Origin of the sequence: Halobacillus hunanensis (assembly GCF_900166655.1) — a bacterium.
Lineage (GTDB): Bacteria > Bacillota > Bacilli > Bacillales > Halobacillaceae > Halobacillus_A > Halobacillus_A hunanensis.
Genome location: NZ_FVZB01000007.1, coordinates 1,079,139 through 1,097,882, shown reverse-complemented (window position 1 = coordinate 1,097,882; position 18,744 = coordinate 1,079,139). Strand labels below are relative to the sequence as shown.

Below are 18,744 nucleotides of genomic sequence, written 5' to 3'. Positions count from 1 at the left end.
GGTATGGCTGAAGAATATGATTTAGTCGTATTAGGCGGCGGCACTGGCGGATATGTTGCTGCCATACGTGCTTCTAAACTAGGATTGAAGGTTGCGATAGTTGAGAAGCGGGAATTAGGAGGAACGTGCTTGCATCGCGGGTGTATCCCCTCTAAGGCACTTTTACGAAGTGCAGAAGTATTTCGTCAGACAAAAGAAGCAGAGGATTTTGGCGTTACTACATCAGAACCAACTTTAAACTTTACCAAGGTTCAACAACGTAAACAATCTATTGTTGAGACCTTACATAAGGGCGTTCAGGGGTTGATGAAAAAAGGAAAAATTGATGTCATCGAGGGATTTGGCAGGATTTTAGGCCCCTCTATTTTTTCACCAACGGCTGGAACGATATCTGTTGAAATGAACAATGGAGAAGAAAATGAAATGCTGGTACCGAAAAATGTATTAGTTGCTACAGGTTCCAGTCCTAAATCACTGCCAGGCTTAGAAGTCGATGGCGAATTTGTCATGACGTCAGATGAAGCTCTTCATATGGATGAGCTGCCAGCTTCCATTATTATTGTTGGTGGAGGCGTTATTGGAATCGAGTGGGCATCTATGCTAGCTGACTTTGGTGTGAAAGTGACGGTGTTGGAATACTTGCCGCACATTTTACCTACTGAAGACCAGGACATTTCTAAAGAGATGGTAAAACAAATGAAGAAGAAGGGTGTTGAGATCGTCACCGAGGCAAAGGTACTTTCGGAAACTCTTCAAACTGGTGAAGGCGTAACGATCCAGGCAGAATTGAATGGGGAAACGGTAACGTATGAGGCAGAGAAAATGCTTGTCTCTGTCGGACGAAATGCTAATGTTACCAACATAGGATTAGAAAATACTGATATCGAGGTAGAAAATGGTTTTATTAAAACCAATGCGAATTATCAAACGAAAGAAAGTCATATTTATGCGATTGGTGATGTCATAGGCGGTATGCAGCTAGCCCACGTAGCTTCACATGAAGGCATAATTGCTGTCGAGCATATGGCAGATCAACACCCACATCCAATGATTGCAGAACAGGTGCCAACTTGCATTTATTCAAATCCAGAAGTCGCCAGTGTCGGGCTGACTGAACAACAAGCGAAAGAGGAAGGCTTTACGGTGAAAGTCGGGAAGTTTCCGTTTCAAGCTATTGGCAAGGCGCTTGTATTTGGGGAGACGGATGGTTTTGTGAAAATAATTGCTAATAAGGAGAATGATGATTTGCTTGGTGTTCACATGATCGGTCCGCATGTGACGGATATGATTTCAGAAGCCGGGCTTGCTAAAGTACTTGATGCTACTCCGTGGGAAATTGCTGAAAGTATCCATCCGCACCCAACACTTTCAGAAGCGATTGGCGAGGCGGCAATGGCTGTAGACGGCAATCAAATACATGGATAAATATAAAAGGAGGGATTCACGTGGCTGAAAATCGCCATAAATCATTAGGATTATCTGATGAGCAAGTGTTAGACATGTTCCGAACCATGATGTTAGCAAGAAAAATTGACGAACGTATGTGGCTGCTAAACCGAGCTGGAAAGGTCCCTTTTGTCATTTCCTGTCAAGGTCAGGAAGCAGCTCAAGTGGGCGCATCTTATGCACTCGACCGTGAGAAGGATTATGCCCTGCCTTACTATCGTGATATGGGTGTTGTGCTCTCTTTTGGCATGACGGTAAAAGATTTAATGCTTTCCGGGTTTGCTAAAGCGGAGGATCCAAACTCTGGTGGACGTCAAATGCCAGGTCATTTTGGTCAAAAGAAAAACCGCATTGTAACAGGGTCTTCACCAGTTACAACGCAAGTTCCTCACGCTGTAGGCATTGCGTTGGCAGGAAAAATGGAGAAAAAAGATTTTGTTTCCTTCGTTACATTTGGGGAAGGCTCATCAAATCAGGGAGATTTCCATGAAGGTGCGAACTTTGCCGGAGTTCATAAATTACCTGTAATTTTTATGGTGGAAAATAATAAGTATGCTATTTCGGTCCCTGTTCAGAAGCAACTTGCTTGTGAGAAAGTATCTGATCGTGCCGTAGGCTATGGCATGCCTGGCTATACAGTGGATGGAAATGATCCGCTTGCAGTTTATGAAGCAGTTAAAGAAGCAGCAGATCGCGGTCGCAATGGGGATGGCCCAACACTGATTGAAGCGGTTTCCTATCGGTTGACTCCGCACTCAAGTGACGATGATGATCGTACTTACCGAGAACGCGATGAGGTGGATGAGGCAAAGAAAAAAGATTCGATCGTCACCTTTGCGAACTATTTGCGAGAACAAAACATTTTAACAGAAGAAAAAGAAACTGAAATGAACGAAGAGCTGAACAAACTAGTCAATGAAGCAACAGATTATGCTGAAAATGCTGCATATGCTGAAGCTGAATCCGCATTGCACTATGTATATGAAGAGTAAGGAGGGGGAGCGTTAAAAATGGCAGTCATATCTTATATTCAAGCTGTAACCCAAGCATTGAAAGAAGAAATGGAACGTGATGAGAAAGTATTTGTTCTGGGCGAAGACGTCGGTAAGCGTGGCGGCGTGTTCCGTGCTACTGATGGTTTATATGATCAATTTGGAGAAGATCGAGTATTAGATACTCCTCTGGCTGAATCAGCCATTGCAGGGGTAGGGATCGGTGCTGCGATGTACGGCATGCGACCTGTTGCGGAAATGCAATTTGCTGATTTTATAATGCCAGCTGTAAACCAAATTATTTCAGAAGCCGCCAAGACCCGTTATCGTTCAAATAACGACTGGAATGTACCTATGACCATTCGTGCCCCGTATGGCGGCGGAGTACATGGTGCACTTTATCACTCTCAATCTGTAGAAGCGGTGTTTGCGAACCAGCCGGGGCTTAAAATTGTAATGCCTTCTACTCCTTACGATGTAAAAGGCCTGCTTAAAGCCTCTATTCGTGATAATGATCCAGTCCTTTTCTTCGAGCACAAGCGTGCATATCGATTGATCAAAGGTGAGGTGCCTGAAGAGGATTACACTCTTCCCCTTGGCAAAGCTGATGTAAAACGTGAAGGCTCAGATATTACAGTAATTACGTATGGACTTTGTGTGCACTTTGCTTTGCAAGCTGCAGAGAAATTGGCCGAAGAAGGCATTGATGCTCATATTCTCGATTTAAGAACGGTTTATCCACTTGATCAGGAAGCTATTATCGAAGCAGTCTCAAAAACTGGAAAAGTTTTACTTATCACAGAAGACAATAAAGAAGGCGGAATTATTTCTGAAGTGTCCGCTGTGATTAGTGAGAATTGCTTGTTTGATCTGGACGCACCTGTCAAACGTTTAGCTGGTCCTGATGTCCCTTCTATGCCTTATGCTCCAACGATGGAGAAATACTTTATGATGAATCCTGATAAAGTTGAAAAAGCTATGCGGGATTTAGCGGAATTTTAATTAGAGGAGGAGTTCTTTGTGGGATTAGAAAAAATCAACATGCCCCAGCTTGGTGAAAGTGTCACTGAGGGGACGATCAATTCCTGGCTCGTACAGCCAGGAGATCAAATCAACAAATACGATCCAATTGCAGAGGTTATGACAGATAAAGTAAATGCAGAGGTTCCATCCTCTTTTACGGGAACCATCAAAGAGCTTATCGCCCAAGAAGGTGATACGATAGAAGTCGGTGAGTTAATGTGTTACATCGAGGTGGAAGGCGCTGGATCTGCAGAAGCAGGTACAGAAAGTGAAGAAAAGACCGAGGAGCCTTCTAAGGATGAAGCACCTAAGCAAGAAGCTCCAGCATCTAAGGAAAATAAACCACAGCAGGAAAAAGGGAGCAAAAAACGTTTCTCTCCAGCTGTGATGACACTAGCTCAGGAACATGAGATCGACTTGAATCAGGTTGAAGGCTCCGGACGTGGCGGACGAATTACCCGTAAGGATATCGAGAAAATTATTGAAAGCGGAGAGATACCTGCTGCTAAAGAATCAACAGAAGCACCTGACCAGCCGTCAGTTGAATCGACACCGAAACAGCAAAGCACTAAACCTGCTCCGGCTGCACCTAATGTACAAGCTGGTGAAGGAGATGTCGAGATTCCTGTTACGGGTGTGAGAAAAGCAATCGCACAAAATATGGTGAAATCAACTACCGAAATCCCGCACGCCTGGATGATGGTTGAAGTTGATGTCACCAATTTAGTAGAACTTCGAAATTCACTTAAGAAACAATTTAAAGAAAAAGAGGGGTACAGTCTAACTTTCTTCTCTTTCTTTGTTAAAGCAGTAGCTCAGGCGTTGAAAGACTATCCTGAGCTTAACAGCACCTGGGCAGGTGACAAGATCATTCAGCGCAAGGCTATCAACCTGAATATTGCCGTTGCCAAAGATGACGAGCTTTTCGTACCTGTTATTAAAGATGCGGATGAGAAAAGCATTAAGGGAATTGCCCGAGACATTACCGACCTTGCCGGCAAAGCTCGACAAGGCAAATTGACTTCGAAGGATATGGAAGGCGGAACGTTCACAGTGAACAATACCGGTTCCTTCGGTTCTATCCAGTCAATGGGAGTTATTAATCACCCTCAATCAGCTATCTTGCAAGTTGAGTCCATTGTGAAAAAGCCTGTGTATCAGGATGGCATGTTTGGACCACGTGATATGGTAAATCTATGTTTATCTCTGGACCACAGAGTTCTCGACGGTCTCGTAGCTGGAAACTTCCTTGCCCGTGTTAAAGAAATTCTTGAAAACATGTCCAAAGAGCATACCTCTGTTTATTAAGATTAAATGAGAAGCCTCAGTTCAATGCTGGGGCTTCTTTTCTGTCAAAAATGCACTATCATGTTTTATGTGCAATTCTTCAATGTTTTATGCAATTAACACTTTTTGTGTGCAAATCTGCTTGATATGTGCAATTCTATAAAAAATATATGCAATCACAACAAGCAAATTGCAACTTCATTGAAAGACCACGTAAAACTTGGTAAAATGTTGATAATACTTAGAAAAGGAGCCATGTATATGGATTTCAATATTTATATGAATGACGTCGTTACCCAGGCACGTGATGAGATTACCAATGCCGGATATTCAGAGTTAACGACTCCTGACCAAGTGGAAGAGGCATTAGCAAAAGAAGGAACCACGTTAGTGATGATTAATTCGGTTTGCGGCTGTGCTGGTGGAATCGCTCGTCCTGCTGCTTCCCATGCCATCCATTACGACAAGCGTCCAGATCATTTGGTTACGGTTTTTGCCGGACAAGATCGTGAGGCTACAGAAAGAGCTCGTCAGTTTTTCGAAGGATATCCTCCTTCTTCTCCGTCATTTGCTCTTATGAAAGACGGGAAGATTCAAACAATGGTTGAGCGGCATGATATTGAAGGATTTGAACCGATGGAGGTCATCGGTAAGCTGCAGCGCAGTTTTGAGGAATATTGTGAAGAAGTATAATGAATGGGATAAAGGGTCTTTGCTCACGTCAAAGATCCTTTTTTTTACATAGAAATGTATTGCTTGAGGTGACCGTGTCGTGAAAATAGGATACCGTACGATTAAAACAGCTGTAGGAACACCTTTTGCTATATGGATTGCTCAGCTTCTTCATGTCGAAAACTATGCTTCTGCTGGGATTCTTACCATACTGTGCATTCAAATTACGAGGAAACGGTCATTTTTATCGGCTTGGAATCGATTAGCGGCCTGTTTAGTGGCCATGGTTTTTTCTTTTGTTTTCTTTGAATTAATTGGTTATCATCCATTCGCAATCGGATTAATGCTTTTCGTATTTATTCCCACTGCAGTGTGGCTGAAAATTACCCCAGGTATTGTTACCAGTTCTGTAATCATTCTGCACTTATATGGATCGGGTGGAATTACTAGCTCTCTGATTTGGAATGAATTGCTGCTGATGGTCGTCGGGATAGGGACTGCATTGCTGTTAAATGTATACATGCCAAGCCTTGAAGGGAAGCTGGAAGGTTTTCAGCGTCAAATTGAAGATAACTTTGCGATCATACTACAGGAGCTGGCAGGCTTCCTTAGGGATAATAATGAAGGGTGGACAGGTAAAGAGTTAACGGATACAGCTGCCTTATTAGAAAAAGCTAAATCACTGTCATTTCGTGATGTAGAAAATCACTTACTTCGCACACATAGCCCTTATTATCATTATTTCCATATGCGGACAAAACAGTTCGAATTACTGGAGCGAATGCTGCCTCTCGTTACACGAATTTCCGGTCCTAATAAACATGCTCTGAAGATTGGGGAATTTTTCGAGGAATTAGCTGAGGGAATTCATCCAGGAAATACCGCAGTTCTTTATTTGGACCGGTTAAAGGACATGAAAGAAGAATTTCGAAATGATGAACTGCCTGCTACGAGAGAAGAGTTTGAAGAACGGGCAAGTTTATTTCATCTATTAAATGAGATCGAGGACTATCTGATTATAAAAAGGTCTTTTAAGAAGAGTGATGTATAGGGAATTCTGTCAGCGGGGAAACTTAGAAAAAAGGATGACAGGCTATGCAGCTAATTGCAATATTTGTCATGATGATGAGTACATTTCTACCCTCTGCCATAACAGAAGAACCGGTCGTATTTGTCAATAAATCATCCCATGAAATTACAGTGTTCCAGTCCGGAAAAGAAATTTTTCATTCAAAGGTGGCTACAGGCAAAACAAAAGAGCTAACGCCGGAAGGACATTTCACTATACGTGTCAAGGCTAAAGATCCTTATTATCGGAAAAAAGATATCCCAGGAGGAGTCCCTGAAAATCCTCTTGGAAGTAGATGGATAGGGTTTGATGCAAACGGTACTGACGGGCGAATTTTTGGTGTCCATGGAACGAATCAGCCGGAGTCCATAGGCAAAGCTGTCTCAGCTGGGTGCATTCGCTTGACAAATGAGCGAGTCGAGCAGCTCTACCAACTTGTCGAGGAAGGAACAGAAATCATCATCGTTGATGACTCTTCGCTTTCCTTCGTCGACATGTATGAACATTGGGTGAAAGAGAAGCTCTCCCAATATCTAAATTAGTTAAACAATTTTATTATAAGAAAAAGCCGCAAGTTAAGTTTTGTTCACTTAACTTGCGGCTTTGTTATATTACATAAAGAAAGACGCTCCAGCAAGAAGAGAGGAGAGAACCATGGAAAGAATCATCAAGTAGATGACAACTTTCATACGGCGCTCGCGCTTGGATTTCTTTTTCTTAGAATGAGCCAAGGTATATAACCTCCTTTTTACAATCTCCTTTAATTATTTTACATGCAATCCTAGTTTTGGACAAGGAAAGAAAATCATTTACAATATAATTGTGAATTCCAGTAATTTTAAGAAACGTAAGCGCTTTATTTTTGGTATGCTAGAGAGGAAGGTTCTTAAGGAGGAGGAAACGAAAAGTGAAGGATCAAAATAATTTTCAACAGATTAAAGAAAAGTGGAAACAAGATGTGAAAAAGACAGAAAAGCGTTTCCCTGAACGCAAACAAACCTTTACTACAAGTTCAGAAATTGAAATTGATCAATTATATACGCCGACCGAACCGGATATAACATATACGGAGAATCTTGGTTTCCCGGGTCAATTTCCTTATACAAGGGGAATTCAGCCTACCATGTATCGAAGCAGGTATTGGACGATGCGCCAGTACGCGGGGTTCGGTTCTGCTGAGGAAACAAACCAGCGCTTTAGATATTTATTAAACCAAGGGCAAACCGGTTTGTCTGTAGCCTTTGATCTTCCTACACAAATTGGATATGATTCGGATGACCCGATGGCGGAAGGGGAGGTTGGCAAGGTGGGAGTGGCGATTGATTCACTGGCTGACATGGAGCAGCTCTTTGATCAGATTCCGCTCGATCAAGTAAGTACCTCTATGACAATTAATGCCCCCGCGTCTATTCTACTAGCGATGTATATTGCCGTGGGCGAGAAACAAGGAGTTAGTCCAGAAAAGTTAACGGGAACGATTCAAAATGACATATTAAAGGAATATATTGCGCGTGGTACATATATTTACCCACCGAAACCGTCCATGAGACTTATCACTGATATTTTTGGTTACTGCCATGAGCATTTACCTAAATTTAACACCATCAGTATTTCCGGGTATCATATTCGCGAAGCTGGTTCGACAGCCGTTCAAGAGGTAGCTTTTACGATTGCCAATGGGATGGCTTATGTGGATGCAGCGATTGAATCAGGACTCGAGGTAGATCAATTTGCTCCAAGGCTGGCTTTCTTCTTCAATGCTCACAACCAGTTTTTCGAAGAAGCAGCAAAGTTTCGTGCAGCCAGGCGTATTTGGGCAAAAATAATGAAGGATCATTACAAAGCGGAAAATCCGAAAAGCTGGAAACTGCGTTTTCATACACAAACAGGTGGCAGCACATTAACAGCCCAACAGCCTGATAACAATATCGTACGTGTGACAGTTCAAGCTCTATCCGCTGTGATGGGGGGTACACAAAGCTTACATACGAACTCCCGTGATGAAGCGTTAGCTCTGCCAACAGAAGACTCGGCAAGGATTGCTTTAAGAACTCAGCAGATTATCGCTCAGGAAAGTGGTGTAGCCGATACGATTGATCCGCTGGGCGGATCTCATTATGTCGAAGCATTAACCGATGAAATTGAAACCGAAGTCAACAAATATCTTGAGCGAATCAGAGAATTGGGCGGAGCAGTGCAAGCTGTAGAGGAAGGGTTCATGCAAAGAGAAATTCATCAAACAGCTTACGAAGCTCAGAAACGTATTGAATCAAATGAAGATATTGTGGTGGGTTTAAATGAGTATAAGCTGGAAGAAGAGGTGAACCCTGATTTGCTGCGAGTCGATGAAGCGCTTGAGGCCGGTCAGATTAACAAGACCCAGGAAATTCGCCATACTCGTGATGCAGCTGTTGTAGAGCGTTGTCTTGCAGAGCTTCGACAGGCGGCCAAGGCGAATGATAATGTTATGCCACATATCGTTGAAGCTGTGAAGGTGTACGCAACAGTAGGTGAAATAGCTAACGTACTTCGCGAGGAATTTGGAGAGTATACAGGAATGTAGGAAGGATGATGGAAAATGAAACCTATACGCGTACTGATCGCTAAACCAGGACTGGATGGACACGACAGAGGAGCGCTGATTATTGCTCAGGCTTTAAGAGATCATGGAATGGAAGTCATCTATACTGGGTTACGCCAATCCCCAGTGCAAATTGCCCGTGCTGCTGTACAGGAGGATGTGGATGTAATCGGCCTTTCTTCCTTGTCAGGTGCTCACAATTCACTTTTTCCAAAGGTGGTTGCGGCTCTTGAAAAAGAAGGAGCTTCTGACATCCCCGTCATCGGCGGCGGGGTAATTCCTGCTGAGGATATCCCTAATTTGGAGGCGCAGGGTGTTAAGAAAATATTCACAAGCGGGGCTCCAACTGATGCCACGGCCATCTATATTAAGCAGCTAATGAATCGGGAAACAAGATCTGCCCCAGGGAAGGTGTCACATATAGGGATTGCTGTCGAAAATATCGAACAATCCTTAGCTTTTTATCAACATACACTTGGGCTTGAAGTGGAAGCCGTGGAAGAAGTAACTTCAGAGCAGGTCAGAGTTGCTTTTCTTCCTATCGGAGAGACGCGGATCGAATTGCTTGAACCGCTGAGCGATGAATCTCCTATTCGTAAGTTCATTTCAAAAAAAGGCGAAGGAATTCACCACATTGCTTTAGAAGTAAACGACATTTCTAAGCGTCTTCAGCAGTATCAAGAGGAAGGTATCCCGTTGATTAATACGGAACCGAAGCAAGGAGCACACGATAGTCAAATCGCCTTTCTACATCCGAAGGCTTCCGGCGGTGTCCTCTTTGAATTAACAAATCCGAAGGGAGAGCAGTAAAAATGGACATTTATGATAAAATTAACGAACTTTATGATAAACGAAGACAGTCCGAACTTGGCGGCGGTGATGAACGAATCAGTAAACAGCACGACAAAGGGAAATGGACCGCCAGGGAACGAATCGAATATTTAGTAGATGAGGGCAGCTTTATTGAACTTAATCCCTTTATTGAGCATCGTCAAAGTGATTTTGGCATGAATGGGAATGATGCTCCTGGAGAAGGGGTGGTGACCGGCTTTGGAAAAGTAGAAGGACGGGATATTTATTTATTCGCTCAGGACTTTACTGTGTATGGGGGAGCGCTTGGTGAAATGCATGCGAAAAAAATCGCTGCAGTGATGGATCTCGCCGCTAAAAATGGCACCCCTTTCATAGGATTAAATGACTCTGGCGGCGCTCGCATTCAGGAAGGTGTATCTTCACTTGATGGCTATGGACAAGTTTTCTATCGTAACTCGATTTATTCTGGAGTAATTCCGCAAATTTCAGTCATTATGGGTCCTTGTGCAGGTGGAGCTGTGTATTCTCCAGCTATCACTGATTTTGTCATTATGGTAGAAAAAACATCGCAAATGTTCATTACGGGACCAAAAGTGATTGAGACGGTAACCGGTGAACAAATCTCAGCAGAGGATTTGGGTGGAGCCGATGTCCACAACACATTGAGCGGAAATGCTCATATTAAGACAGAGGATGAAGCATCTGCTCTAGATGCTGTTCGAGATTTAGTCCGTTATTTACCAGCCAACAATAAAGAGAAACCAGAACCCATTGAGATAGCTGACGAAGAGGATTATCGTCCGGATTTAACGGATAAAATCCCTTTCGATCCAATCAGGCCTTATGATGTCCGAGTCGTTATCGAAGAGGTAGTCGATAGGGAGTCTTTTTTTGAAATCCACAGTGATTTTGCTAAAAATATCGTTGTAGGTTTTGCCCGGCTGAAGGGGCAGACAATAGGGCTCGTTTGTAACCAACCTAAGTATATGGCAGGCGGTTTGGATATTGATTCGAGTGATAAAGCTGCTCGGTTTATTCGCTTTTGTGATTCCTTTAATATTCCTCTCATTACTTTTGAGGATGTTACTGGATTTTTCCCCGGCATTAAGCAAGAGCATGGGGGAATTATTAGACATGGGGCCAAAATTTTATATGCCTACTCTGAGGCTACGGTACCCAAGTTAACGGTTATCACACGAAAGGCGTATGGCGGAGCTTACGTGGCCTTAAATAGCAAATCAATTGGAGCTGATCTAGTTTATGCTTGGCCAAATGCAGAAATTGCCGTGATGGGTCCAGAAGGAGCGGCTAATATTATTTTTGCGAAAGATATAAAAGACAGCGATAATCCTGAAGAAACTAGACAGAACAAAATCAATGAATATCGAGAGCGTTTTGCAAATCCCTATGTAGCGGCAGGTCTCGGGATGGTTGACGATGTGATAGATCCAAGAGAAACAAGATCAACCCTAATTAAGGCGCTTGACATGCTAAAAAATAAACATGAAGACCGGCCTTATAAAAAACATGGAAATATTCCTCTCTAATTGACACTTTGCCGCAATTTGCGCTAACGTACTAGAGGGAATAAGTTTTTACATAGATACACTGGGAGGTAGAGATGATGGCAGCTGTGAATAAAGATCGTTTAATTGAGGAATTTCTTGAACTCGTTCAAGTTGATTCCGAAACAAAAAATGAAGCAACTATTGCTGGAGTATTGACAAAAAAATTCGAGGACCTTGGTCTTGAGGTGTTCGAAGATGATGCGAAAGATAAGACAGGACATGGGGCCGGAAACTTAATTTGTAATTTAAAAGGAACAAAAGAGGGTGCCGACACGATTTACTTCACCTCTCATATGGATACGGTTGTTCCGGGCAACCAGGTGAAGCCAATTATTGAAGGTGACTATATCGTGACTGATGGAACAACCATTCTCGGGGCAGATGATAAAGCTGGTTTAGCTGCAATATTGGAAGCCATTCGTTTGATCAAAGAACAACATGTTGAGCACGGTGATCTGCAATTTATTATTACAGTCGGAGAGGAAAGCGGACTGGTTGGGGCGAAGGCTCTTGATCCTTCTCACTTAAAGGCAAAGTATGGGTACGCGATCGATAGCAATGGAGAAGTAGGAAATATTATCGTAGCTGCTCCTACCCAGGCGAAAATTAATGCGACTGTCAAAGGGCGTACAGCTCATGCAGGTCTCGCGCCGGAGAAAGGCGTATCGGCTATTACGCTTGCTTCTAAAGCGATAGCTAAAATGCCGCTCGGTCGTATTGATGAAGAAACGACAGCAAATATTGGTCGTTTCGAAGGCGGAAAACAAACCAATATCGTTTGCGACCATGTTGAAATCTTGGCAGAAGCCCGTTCACTTGTGCCGGACAAAATGAATGCGCAAGTAGAAAAAATGAAACAGGCTTTTATTCAAACAGCTGAGGAGATGGGCGGAGAAGTAGAACTTCAAGTTGATATTATGTACCCTGGTTTTAAACAGCAGGAAGGCGATCATGTGGTAGAAGTGGCCCGGACAGCTGCCAAACAAATTGGTCGTGAAAGCAAATTACTAACGAGCGGCGGCGGAAGTGATGCAAACATCATTGCCGGCCACAATATTCCGACGGTTAATTTAGCAGTAGGCTATGAGGAAATTCACACAACCAACGAAAGAATGCCTGTTGGAGAGCTAGTCAAAATTGCTGAGTTTGTAACAGCGATTATTGATGAAGCAGCAAAATAATAAAATGTCAGGAAGTCAGACAGCCATGTAAACCATGGCTGTCTTTTGTTATGGTATACTGTAAGAACAACCGTTCGAAAAGGAAGGATTTTTATGTCAAAGTGGTACCCTAAAAATGGCCGGGTTATTTTTCATGTCGATATGAATAGTTTTTATGCATCGGTTGAAATGGCTTTTGACCCTTCTCTGAAAGGTAGGCCGCTTGCGATTGCTGGGAATCCTGAAGAACGTCGCGGCATTGTCGTTACAAGCAGCTATGAAGCCAGGAAATACGGTGTAAAAACGACCATGCCGGTAGGGGAAGCAAGACGGCTTTGCAAAGACTTAATTGTGATGTCTCCTACATTCGAAAGGTATCGTGCAGCTTCGAAGGAAATGTTTAAGATTCTTGCCGAAGTGACGGATATGATTCAGCCTGTCTCCATTGATGAAGGATATATGGATATTACAGCCTGTCATGAACAGGGAACACCGCCTGAAATTGCGAATCGAATTCAATCAAGGATAAAAGATGAGCTTGATTTACCTTGCAGTATTGGAATTGCGCCCAATAAATTCTTAGCTAAGATGGCTTCAGATATGAAAAAACCGATGGGGATCACCATTTTACGTAAGAGAGACCTTTCTAATAAGCTTTGGCCGCTGCCAATTGAAGAGATGTACGGAGTTGGAGAGAAAACGGCAGGTAAGCTTAGAAAAATGGAAGTGGAGACAATTGGTGATCTTGCCAGTCATCAAGTGATTGAACTGAAAACTGTGCTTGGGATTAATGGAGAGCGGTTACAGAATAGAGCGAATGGGATTGACAATCGCCCAGTAGACCCGGAAGCGGTTCATGAGTTTAAAAGTATTGGCACTTCGACTACACTGCCTCATGACACAACGGACGAAGTTGAAGTGCGACAAGTTCTGAGAAGGCTGGCAGCAAAGGTAGAGGCACGAATGAAGAAAAAGAGTGTGCTGGCTCGAAATGTGCAACTGATGATCCGCTATCACGATCGTAAAACGATAACGAGAAGCCGCCAGCTTCCTGACTTTATAGAAACGGCAGACGAACTTTTTCAAGCAGCTTATCACCAGTTTGATGAGCATTGGAACCAACAGCCTATCAGACTACTTGGTATCACGGCCCAGGATTTAGTGGAGCAAGCTGAGGTCACCCAGCAACTCGACTTATTTAGCTACCAGCAGCATGCTGGCAAGGAAAAGCTGTATCAAGTGATTGATACACTAACAGAGAAGTACGGACATAATCCTTTTCAAAAATTGAAAAATCCATCAGATGCCAGAGTGACGACCAGTTTTCAGAAAGATTTTTTAGATGACTTCAAAAATAAATAATCTGAAGATGCAAACCATTGATTTGCTTTCCTTTCTTTTAACCCGTTTTTGGTATAAAAAGATGAACTTATTGGAATTTTAGAAAGAGAGTTTATAGTTTAGGGGTGTGATTGGACATGGAAAAGCAAAATCAAGACAAAGCAGAATCAGATATTACCACACATGACCACAATCCATATGATATTGTGAAAGGATTAATTCGGGAATCTGTTGAAACACTTGGGTTAGACGATAATGTTTATCATGTACTAAAAAAGCCCTTGAGAGTTCTGGAAGTATCACTTCCGATTCGAATGGATGATGGGACAATTCAAAACTTCACAGGTATTCGCTCCCAGCACATTGATATTCTTGGGCCAACGAAAGGTGGAATCAGGTTCCATCCAAATGTTAACGTAGATGAAGTTAAAGCCCTTTCGATCTGGATGTCTCTAAAAACAGCGATCGTGGATATTCCGTTTGGCGGCGGGAAAGGAGGGGTTATTGTCGACCCCGAAAAACTTTCTGTACAGGAACTGGAAACACTAAGCCGTACGTACATTCGAAAAATTACACCGATCATTGGACCCCAAAAAGATATTCCTGCTCCTGATGTTAATACAAGTCCAGAAGTTATGGGGTGGATGATTGATGAATTTGATCAGCTGCGCGGCTATAATATTCCTGGGATGATTACCGGTAAACCGGTTATTATTGGTGGTTCTCTAGGACGCCTGGAGGCTACAGGGCGGGGTGTAGTTTTTACGATTCGTGAAGCTGCTAAAGTATTAGATCTTGATTTAAGTAAGTCTACAGCTGCTCTTCAAGGTTTCGGTAATGTAGGAAGCATGACCGCAAAATTTTTACATGAATTAGGAGTCAAGATTGTAGCCGTTACAGATGCCCGGGGAGGAATATATAACGAAGAGGGGATCGATATTCCAGCATTACTTGAATTTGTGAAAGACGGTAGCAATTATGCCTCTGATTTTTCCAATGCAGAATCGATCACAAATGAAAAAATGTTCGGTCTTCCGATTGATATCCTTATTCCTGCAGCTATTGAAAATCAAGTTACGAAAAAGACAGCCAAAAATATTCAAGCGAAAATCCTAGCGGAAGCGGCCAATGGTCCAACGACTCCTGATGGAGATAAGATTCTTGAAGAAAAAGGAGTATTCGTGATTCCTGATATCCTTTGTAATGCAGGTGGAGTTACAGTATCGTATTTTGAATGGGTTCAAAATACGATGAACTATTATTGGAAAGAGAAAGAAGTGAACCAAAAGCTGGAGGAACATATGCTGTTTGGTTTTGAGAAAGTACTGGAAATGAAAAATGATAAAAAATGCCGTATGAGGGATGCGGCTTATATGGTGGGGATTAATCACCTCGTCAAGGCGATGGAGGCACGGGGATGGATTAAAGACTCTGACATGGAAGCCAACCATAATGACATGAAATGAGTAACGAAAAAGACTATGACGTTGTTGTCATAGTCTTTTTTCATTCAAGTTAATGCCAATGAATTTTAGTTCTGTCATATCCTCTATAGCATATTTGACGCCTTCACGTCCGATACCACTTTGTTTCACGCCTCCGTATGGGTGATTGTCCTGGCGATACGTTGAAATTTCATTAATCCACACACCGCCCATCTCCAGTTTATCCGCAACGCGGAGAGCACGGTTGATATCCTTTGTAAACACGCCCGCTTGCAAGCCGTAAACGGAATCATTTGAATGCTTAACGACTTCTTCTTCTATTTCAAATGGAATGACTGAAACTATGGGGGCAAAAACCTCATCAGCAATAATTTTCATATCGCTTTTTACGTCAGTCATGATAGTAGGTGCCAACATCGTTTCATTCAGTTCCCCGCCAGTGGCAATTCTTGCTCCATTCGATACAGCATCATCGATCCATGTTTTGGCTCTTTCTGCTGCTTCCTTATTGATCATAGGTCCAAAATCAGTATTTTCATTAAGCGGATCGCCTACCGTCAGTGCTTCAGTTTGCTTAACATATTCCTTTAGGAACGAATCATAAAGGGAATGGTGAACATAGATTCGCTGAGCTGATATACAAACTTGACCGGAAAAAGCAAACGCCCCTTTTACCAGGTCTTCAACTGCTTGCTTCATATCTGCATCATCAAATAGAATATTTGGAGAATTGGAGCCTAGTTCTAAGGTAACTTTCTTAAACCCTGCCTTTTTTCGTATATTCTTCCCTACAGGCAGGCTCCCGGTAAAGGTAACTTTCTGAACTTTGTCATGTTGTACAAGCGCGTCGCCGACGACTTCACCTTTGCCCATAATAAGGTTCAACGCCCCTGTTGGAAGACCGGCCTCATGGAACAGTTGCACAAGCATATAAGCTGAAACAGGCGTTTTTTCAGCTGGCTTAAATATCACTACGTTGCCGGCAGCTATAGCAGGTGCCAGTTTGTGAAGGGATAGATTAAGCGGGAAGTTAAACGGAGTGATCGCCGAGACAACTCCGAGGGGAGTCCGTTTAGTAAATCCTAAGCGGTTTTCCCCTCCAACAGCTGCATCCATAGGAATAACTTCACTATAAATGTGTTTCGCATTTTCTGAAGCAAAACGAAGCACTTGTACAGCACGATCTACTTCACCACGACTGTATTTCAGCGGCTTCCCCGCTTCTTTAGCTATGGTTTCGGCAAAGGATTCCTTTCTGTCTTCAAGCAGGTTTGCGGTTGTGAGTAATATATTCGACCTTTGGTAGGCAGGCATGGTCTTCATTGTGCTATGAAAGGTTTCAAAGCCTTGATCGATTGCTTTATTCACATCTTCGACGCCTGCTAGAGCAATTTCAGCTACTTTTTCTTGATTATAAGGATTGAAGACAGATAATGTTTCACGATGCTCTTCTTTGTATTCTTGGCCGTTTATAATGGAACCAATTTTCATATGATCACCTCTTTAGCATTTAATGTTTTTCAGTTTCTTAGTCAGTTTCATGTTTTCACCATAATCAACCGGACAATCAATCAATACAGGCTTGTTCATTGCTATGGCTTGTTCCAGTGTTAGTTTCAATTCCTTAGTTTTCTCAATCTTCATTGCTTCAAATCCGTACGATTTTGCAAGCTGGACAAAATCAGGATTGCCGAAGCTAATATGGGATGCGCGCTCGAACTTCTTCATTTGATGCCATTCAATCAGTCCATAGCCGTCATCTCTCCACAACAAAATGACGATAGGGAGTTTAAGCCGGACGGCTGTCTCTAATTCTGCCCCGGTCATTTGAAAGGCACCGTCTCCACAGACTGCGACAACATTTCTATCAGGCAGAGCCATCTTTGCACCAATTGCCCCTGGAACGGCTACTCCCATGGAGGCTAGGCCATTCGATATGAGACAAGTGTTTGGTTCAGCTGTGTGATACATTCGTGCCATCCACATCTTATGTGCTCCTACATCCGAAATTGCTATGTCTTGATCACCTAACACATCACGGAGGTCAGCAATAATTTTTTGTGGTTTGATGGGAAAACCATCATCCTGCTTATAATGTTCAAACTCATCTAAGATTTGAGTTCTTATGGTGGAAACCCAATCAAGATCCCTTTCTTTGTGGGACACAACTTTTGATAGTTCTTCAATGTTTTCCTTAATATTTCCAACGACATTTAAGGCTACTGGGTAACAGGAATCAATTTCAGCTTCTTCTGTATCAATGTGTAAGATCTTTGTAGCTCCATCGGGATTCCAATTTCTTGGCGGCGTCTCAGCCATGTCAAATCCGATACAAATAATTAAATCTGAGCGATCAAACCCACATGTAATATAGTCCTTGCCGCTTATCCCTGCGGTCATCAAGCTTAAATTTTCTTTCCATGAAAGAGAGCCTTTTCCCATGAAGGAGTGTACGACAGGAATTTGAGTTTCTTTCACAAATTTGCGGAACAGATCCGTAGCTTGGGCTCGTGTAATACCGTCACCAGCAAGAATAAGTGGATATTTGGCTTCGTTAATGAGAGCAGCTGCTACCTGGATCACTTTTTCGTCTGATTGAGGAATTGCATGACCTGTAATGAGAAGTGGTTCTGCATCTACTTCCATTCCTGCAATATCCTCAGGCAGATCAATATGTGTGGCACCAGGCTTTTCTTGGCCCGCCACTTGGTAGGCTTTTCTCACAACTTCAGGGACAATTTCTGCCGTCTTAATTTGTGCATTCCACTTCGTGACAGGCTCATAAATATCGACAAGGTCGTAATATTGATGGGAAATCTTATGCTGACGATTCATGCCAGCTTGCCCGGTTATCGCAATCAATGGACAATGATCCATATTTGCATTGGCCACACCGGTTAATAAGTTCGTCGCACCAGGACCAAGCGTGGCGAGACAGACGCCCGGTTTTCCTGTTAACTTTCCGTATGTCCCTGCCATAAAGGCAGCACTTGTTTCATGGCGAGTAACAATAAACTCGATCTTTGATCCAAGAAGGGCGTCCATAAGATCGATATTTTCTTCTCCAGGGACCCCGAAAATATATTCTACACCTTCATTTTCGAGACACTTTACAAGTAATTCTGCAACTTTCATGATATACACCCTTTACCGTTATTATTCGTTCCTCGTTATTTTGTGTAAAAGCTTTACTTCTTATGAATTTTTTAAAATATTCTAGTTGGAAGGAAAAGATTATATTTGTTATACGAGCTTAGTAAGATTCAATAGATCAGAAATGAAATATAATACATGAATTATTTCAAAAAATATTTGTAGTGGACGCATTTGTCATGTAAGATAAACAT

Annotated in this window: 16 protein-coding genes; 13 read left to right on the top strand and 3 right to left on the bottom strand. The window is 42.6% G+C overall.

Annotated elements, in window-relative coordinates; genetic code table 11:
- The first annotated feature begins 3 nt into the window (after positions 1-3).
- From lpdA to B5354_RS18230, 7 genes are all read left to right on the top strand, one after another.
- Entirely contained in the window at positions 4-1,425 is a 1,422-nt protein-coding gene (gene lpdA, locus B5354_RS18260) for a dihydrolipoyl dehydrogenase (RefSeq protein ID WP_079530222.1), read from the top strand.
- A gap of 74 nt (positions 1,426-1,499) precedes the next feature.
- On the top strand, positions 1,500-2,438 hold the full coding sequence (locus tag B5354_RS18255; protein WP_245804846.1) for a thiamine pyrophosphate-dependent dehydrogenase E1 component subunit alpha: 939 nt from the start codon (positions 1,500-1,502) through the stop codon (positions 2,436-2,438).
- A gap of 18 nt (positions 2,439-2,456) precedes the next feature.
- Positions 2,457-3,440 carry an alpha-ketoacid dehydrogenase subunit beta gene (locus B5354_RS18250; protein WP_079530220.1) on the top strand — a complete coding sequence of 328 codons (984 nt, stop codon included), beginning with the start codon at positions 2,457-2,459 and terminating at the stop codon, positions 3,438-3,440.
- A gap of 18 nt (positions 3,441-3,458) precedes the next feature.
- Positions 3,459-4,769 carry a dihydrolipoamide acetyltransferase family protein gene (locus B5354_RS18245; RefSeq protein WP_079530219.1) on the top strand — a complete coding sequence of 437 codons (1,311 nt, stop codon included), beginning with the start codon at positions 3,459-3,461 and terminating at the stop codon, positions 4,767-4,769.
- Between the two features lie 234 nt (positions 4,770-5,003).
- The gene (locus B5354_RS18240; protein ID WP_079530218.1) at positions 5,004-5,441 is read left to right on the top strand and encodes a BrxA/BrxB family bacilliredoxin; all 438 of its coding nucleotides are present in this window, start codon (positions 5,004-5,006) and stop codon (positions 5,439-5,441) included.
- A gap of 79 nt (positions 5,442-5,520) precedes the next feature.
- On the top strand, positions 5,521-6,471 hold the full coding sequence (locus tag B5354_RS18235) for an aromatic acid exporter family protein (RefSeq protein WP_079530217.1): 951 nt from the start codon (positions 5,521-5,523) through the stop codon (positions 6,469-6,471).
- Positions 6,472-6,515: 44 nt separating this feature from the next.
- Complete coding sequence (locus tag B5354_RS18230) at positions 6,516-7,031, top strand: L,D-transpeptidase (RefSeq protein ID WP_079530216.1); 516 nt, start codon at positions 6,516-6,518, stop codon at positions 7,029-7,031.
- A gap of 69 nt (positions 7,032-7,100) precedes the next feature.
- Here B5354_RS18230 and prli42 read toward each other — a convergent pair whose 3' ends face one another.
- A complete protein-coding gene (gene prli42, locus B5354_RS20315; protein WP_139377165.1) occupies positions 7,101-7,220 on the bottom strand; it encodes a stressosome-associated protein Prli42 in 120 nt (39 codons plus the stop codon).
- 176 nt (positions 7,221-7,396) lie between these two features.
- Here prli42 and B5354_RS18225 point away from each other — a divergent pair, with 176 nt between their 5' ends.
- The 6 genes from B5354_RS18225 to B5354_RS18200 all read left to right on the top strand — a co-directional run bounded on the left by B5354_RS18225 (position 7,397) and on the right by B5354_RS18200 (position 15,418).
- Positions 7,397-9,052, top strand: coding sequence for an acyl-CoA mutase large subunit family protein (locus B5354_RS18225; protein ID WP_079530215.1), 1,656 nt, complete (start codon positions 7,397-7,399; stop codon positions 9,050-9,052).
- Between the two features lie 15 nt (positions 9,053-9,067).
- Complete coding sequence (mce, locus tag B5354_RS18220; protein WP_079530214.1) at positions 9,068-9,880, top strand: methylmalonyl-CoA epimerase; 813 nt, start codon at positions 9,068-9,070, stop codon at positions 9,878-9,880.
- Between the two features lie 2 nt (positions 9,881-9,882).
- Positions 9,883-11,430, top strand: coding sequence for an acyl-CoA carboxylase subunit beta (locus B5354_RS18215; protein ID WP_079530213.1), 1,548 nt, complete (start codon positions 9,883-9,885; stop codon positions 11,428-11,430).
- Between the two features lie 77 nt (positions 11,431-11,507).
- Positions 11,508-12,632 carry a M20/M25/M40 family metallo-hydrolase gene (locus tag B5354_RS18210; protein WP_079530212.1) on the top strand — a complete coding sequence of 375 codons (1,125 nt, stop codon included), beginning with the start codon at positions 11,508-11,510 and terminating at the stop codon, positions 12,630-12,632.
- A 93-nt stretch (positions 12,633-12,725) separates the two neighbouring features.
- Positions 12,726-13,973 carry a DNA polymerase IV gene (locus tag B5354_RS18205; RefSeq protein ID WP_079530211.1) on the top strand — a complete coding sequence of 416 codons (1,248 nt, stop codon included), beginning with the start codon at positions 12,726-12,728 and terminating at the stop codon, positions 13,971-13,973.
- Positions 13,974-14,089: 116 nt separating this feature from the next.
- Positions 14,090-15,418, top strand: a complete 1,329-nt coding sequence (locus B5354_RS18200; RefSeq protein WP_079530210.1) for a Glu/Leu/Phe/Val family dehydrogenase — start codon at positions 14,090-14,092, stop codon at positions 15,416-15,418.
- A 27-nt stretch (positions 15,419-15,445) separates the two neighbouring features.
- Here the strand turns inward: B5354_RS18200 and B5354_RS18195 are convergent, their stop codons facing one another.
- Both B5354_RS18195 and B5354_RS18190 read right to left on the bottom strand, forming a co-directional pair.
- Entirely contained in the window at positions 15,446-16,888 is a 1,443-nt protein-coding gene (locus B5354_RS18195) for an aldehyde dehydrogenase family protein (RefSeq protein WP_079530209.1), read from the bottom strand.
- A gap of 12 nt (positions 16,889-16,900) precedes the next feature.
- A complete protein-coding gene (locus B5354_RS18190) occupies positions 16,901-18,532 on the bottom strand; it encodes an acetolactate synthase large subunit (protein WP_079530208.1) in 1,632 nt (543 codons plus the stop codon).
- Positions 18,533-18,744: the final 212 nt, after the last annotated feature.

What these genes read in the sequence shown, in the direction of transcription:
- B5354_RS18230 (WP_079530216.1), top strand. Translation starts at nt 6,516, where the DNA reads ATGCAGCTAATTGCAATATTTGTCATGATGATGAGTACATTTCTACCC.
- B5354_RS18215 (WP_079530213.1), top strand. Translation starts at nt 9,883, where the DNA reads ATGGACATTTATGATAAAATTAACGAACTTTATGATAAACGAAGACAG.
- B5354_RS18190 (WP_079530208.1), bottom strand. Translation starts at nt 18,532, where the DNA reads ATGAAAGTTGCAGAATTACTTGTAAAGTGTCTCGAAAATGAAGGTGTA.
- lpdA (WP_079530222.1), top strand. Translation starts at nt 4, where the DNA reads ATGGCTGAAGAATATGATTTAGTCGTATTAGGCGGCGGCACTGGCGGA.
- B5354_RS18200 (WP_079530210.1), top strand. Translation starts at nt 14,090, where the DNA reads ATGGAAAAGCAAAATCAAGACAAAGCAGAATCAGATATTACCACACAT.
- B5354_RS18255 (WP_245804846.1), top strand. Translation starts at nt 1,500, where the DNA reads ATGTTCCGAACCATGATGTTAGCAAGAAAAATTGACGAACGTATGTGG.
- B5354_RS18205 (WP_079530211.1), top strand. Translation starts at nt 12,726, where the DNA reads ATGTCAAAGTGGTACCCTAAAAATGGCCGGGTTATTTTTCATGTCGAT.
- B5354_RS18210 (WP_079530212.1), top strand. Translation starts at nt 11,508, where the DNA reads ATGGCAGCTGTGAATAAAGATCGTTTAATTGAGGAATTTCTTGAACTC.
- mce (WP_079530214.1), top strand. Translation starts at nt 9,068, where the DNA reads ATGAAACCTATACGCGTACTGATCGCTAAACCAGGACTGGATGGACAC.
- B5354_RS18250 (WP_079530220.1), top strand. Translation starts at nt 2,457, where the DNA reads ATGGCAGTCATATCTTATATTCAAGCTGTAACCCAAGCATTGAAAGAA.
- B5354_RS18195 (WP_079530209.1), bottom strand. Translation starts at nt 16,888, where the DNA reads ATGAAAATTGGTTCCATTATAAACGGCCAAGAATACAAAGAAGAGCAT.
- B5354_RS18240 (WP_079530218.1), top strand. Translation starts at nt 5,004, where the DNA reads ATGTATATGGATTTCAATATTTATATGAATGACGTCGTTACCCAGGCA.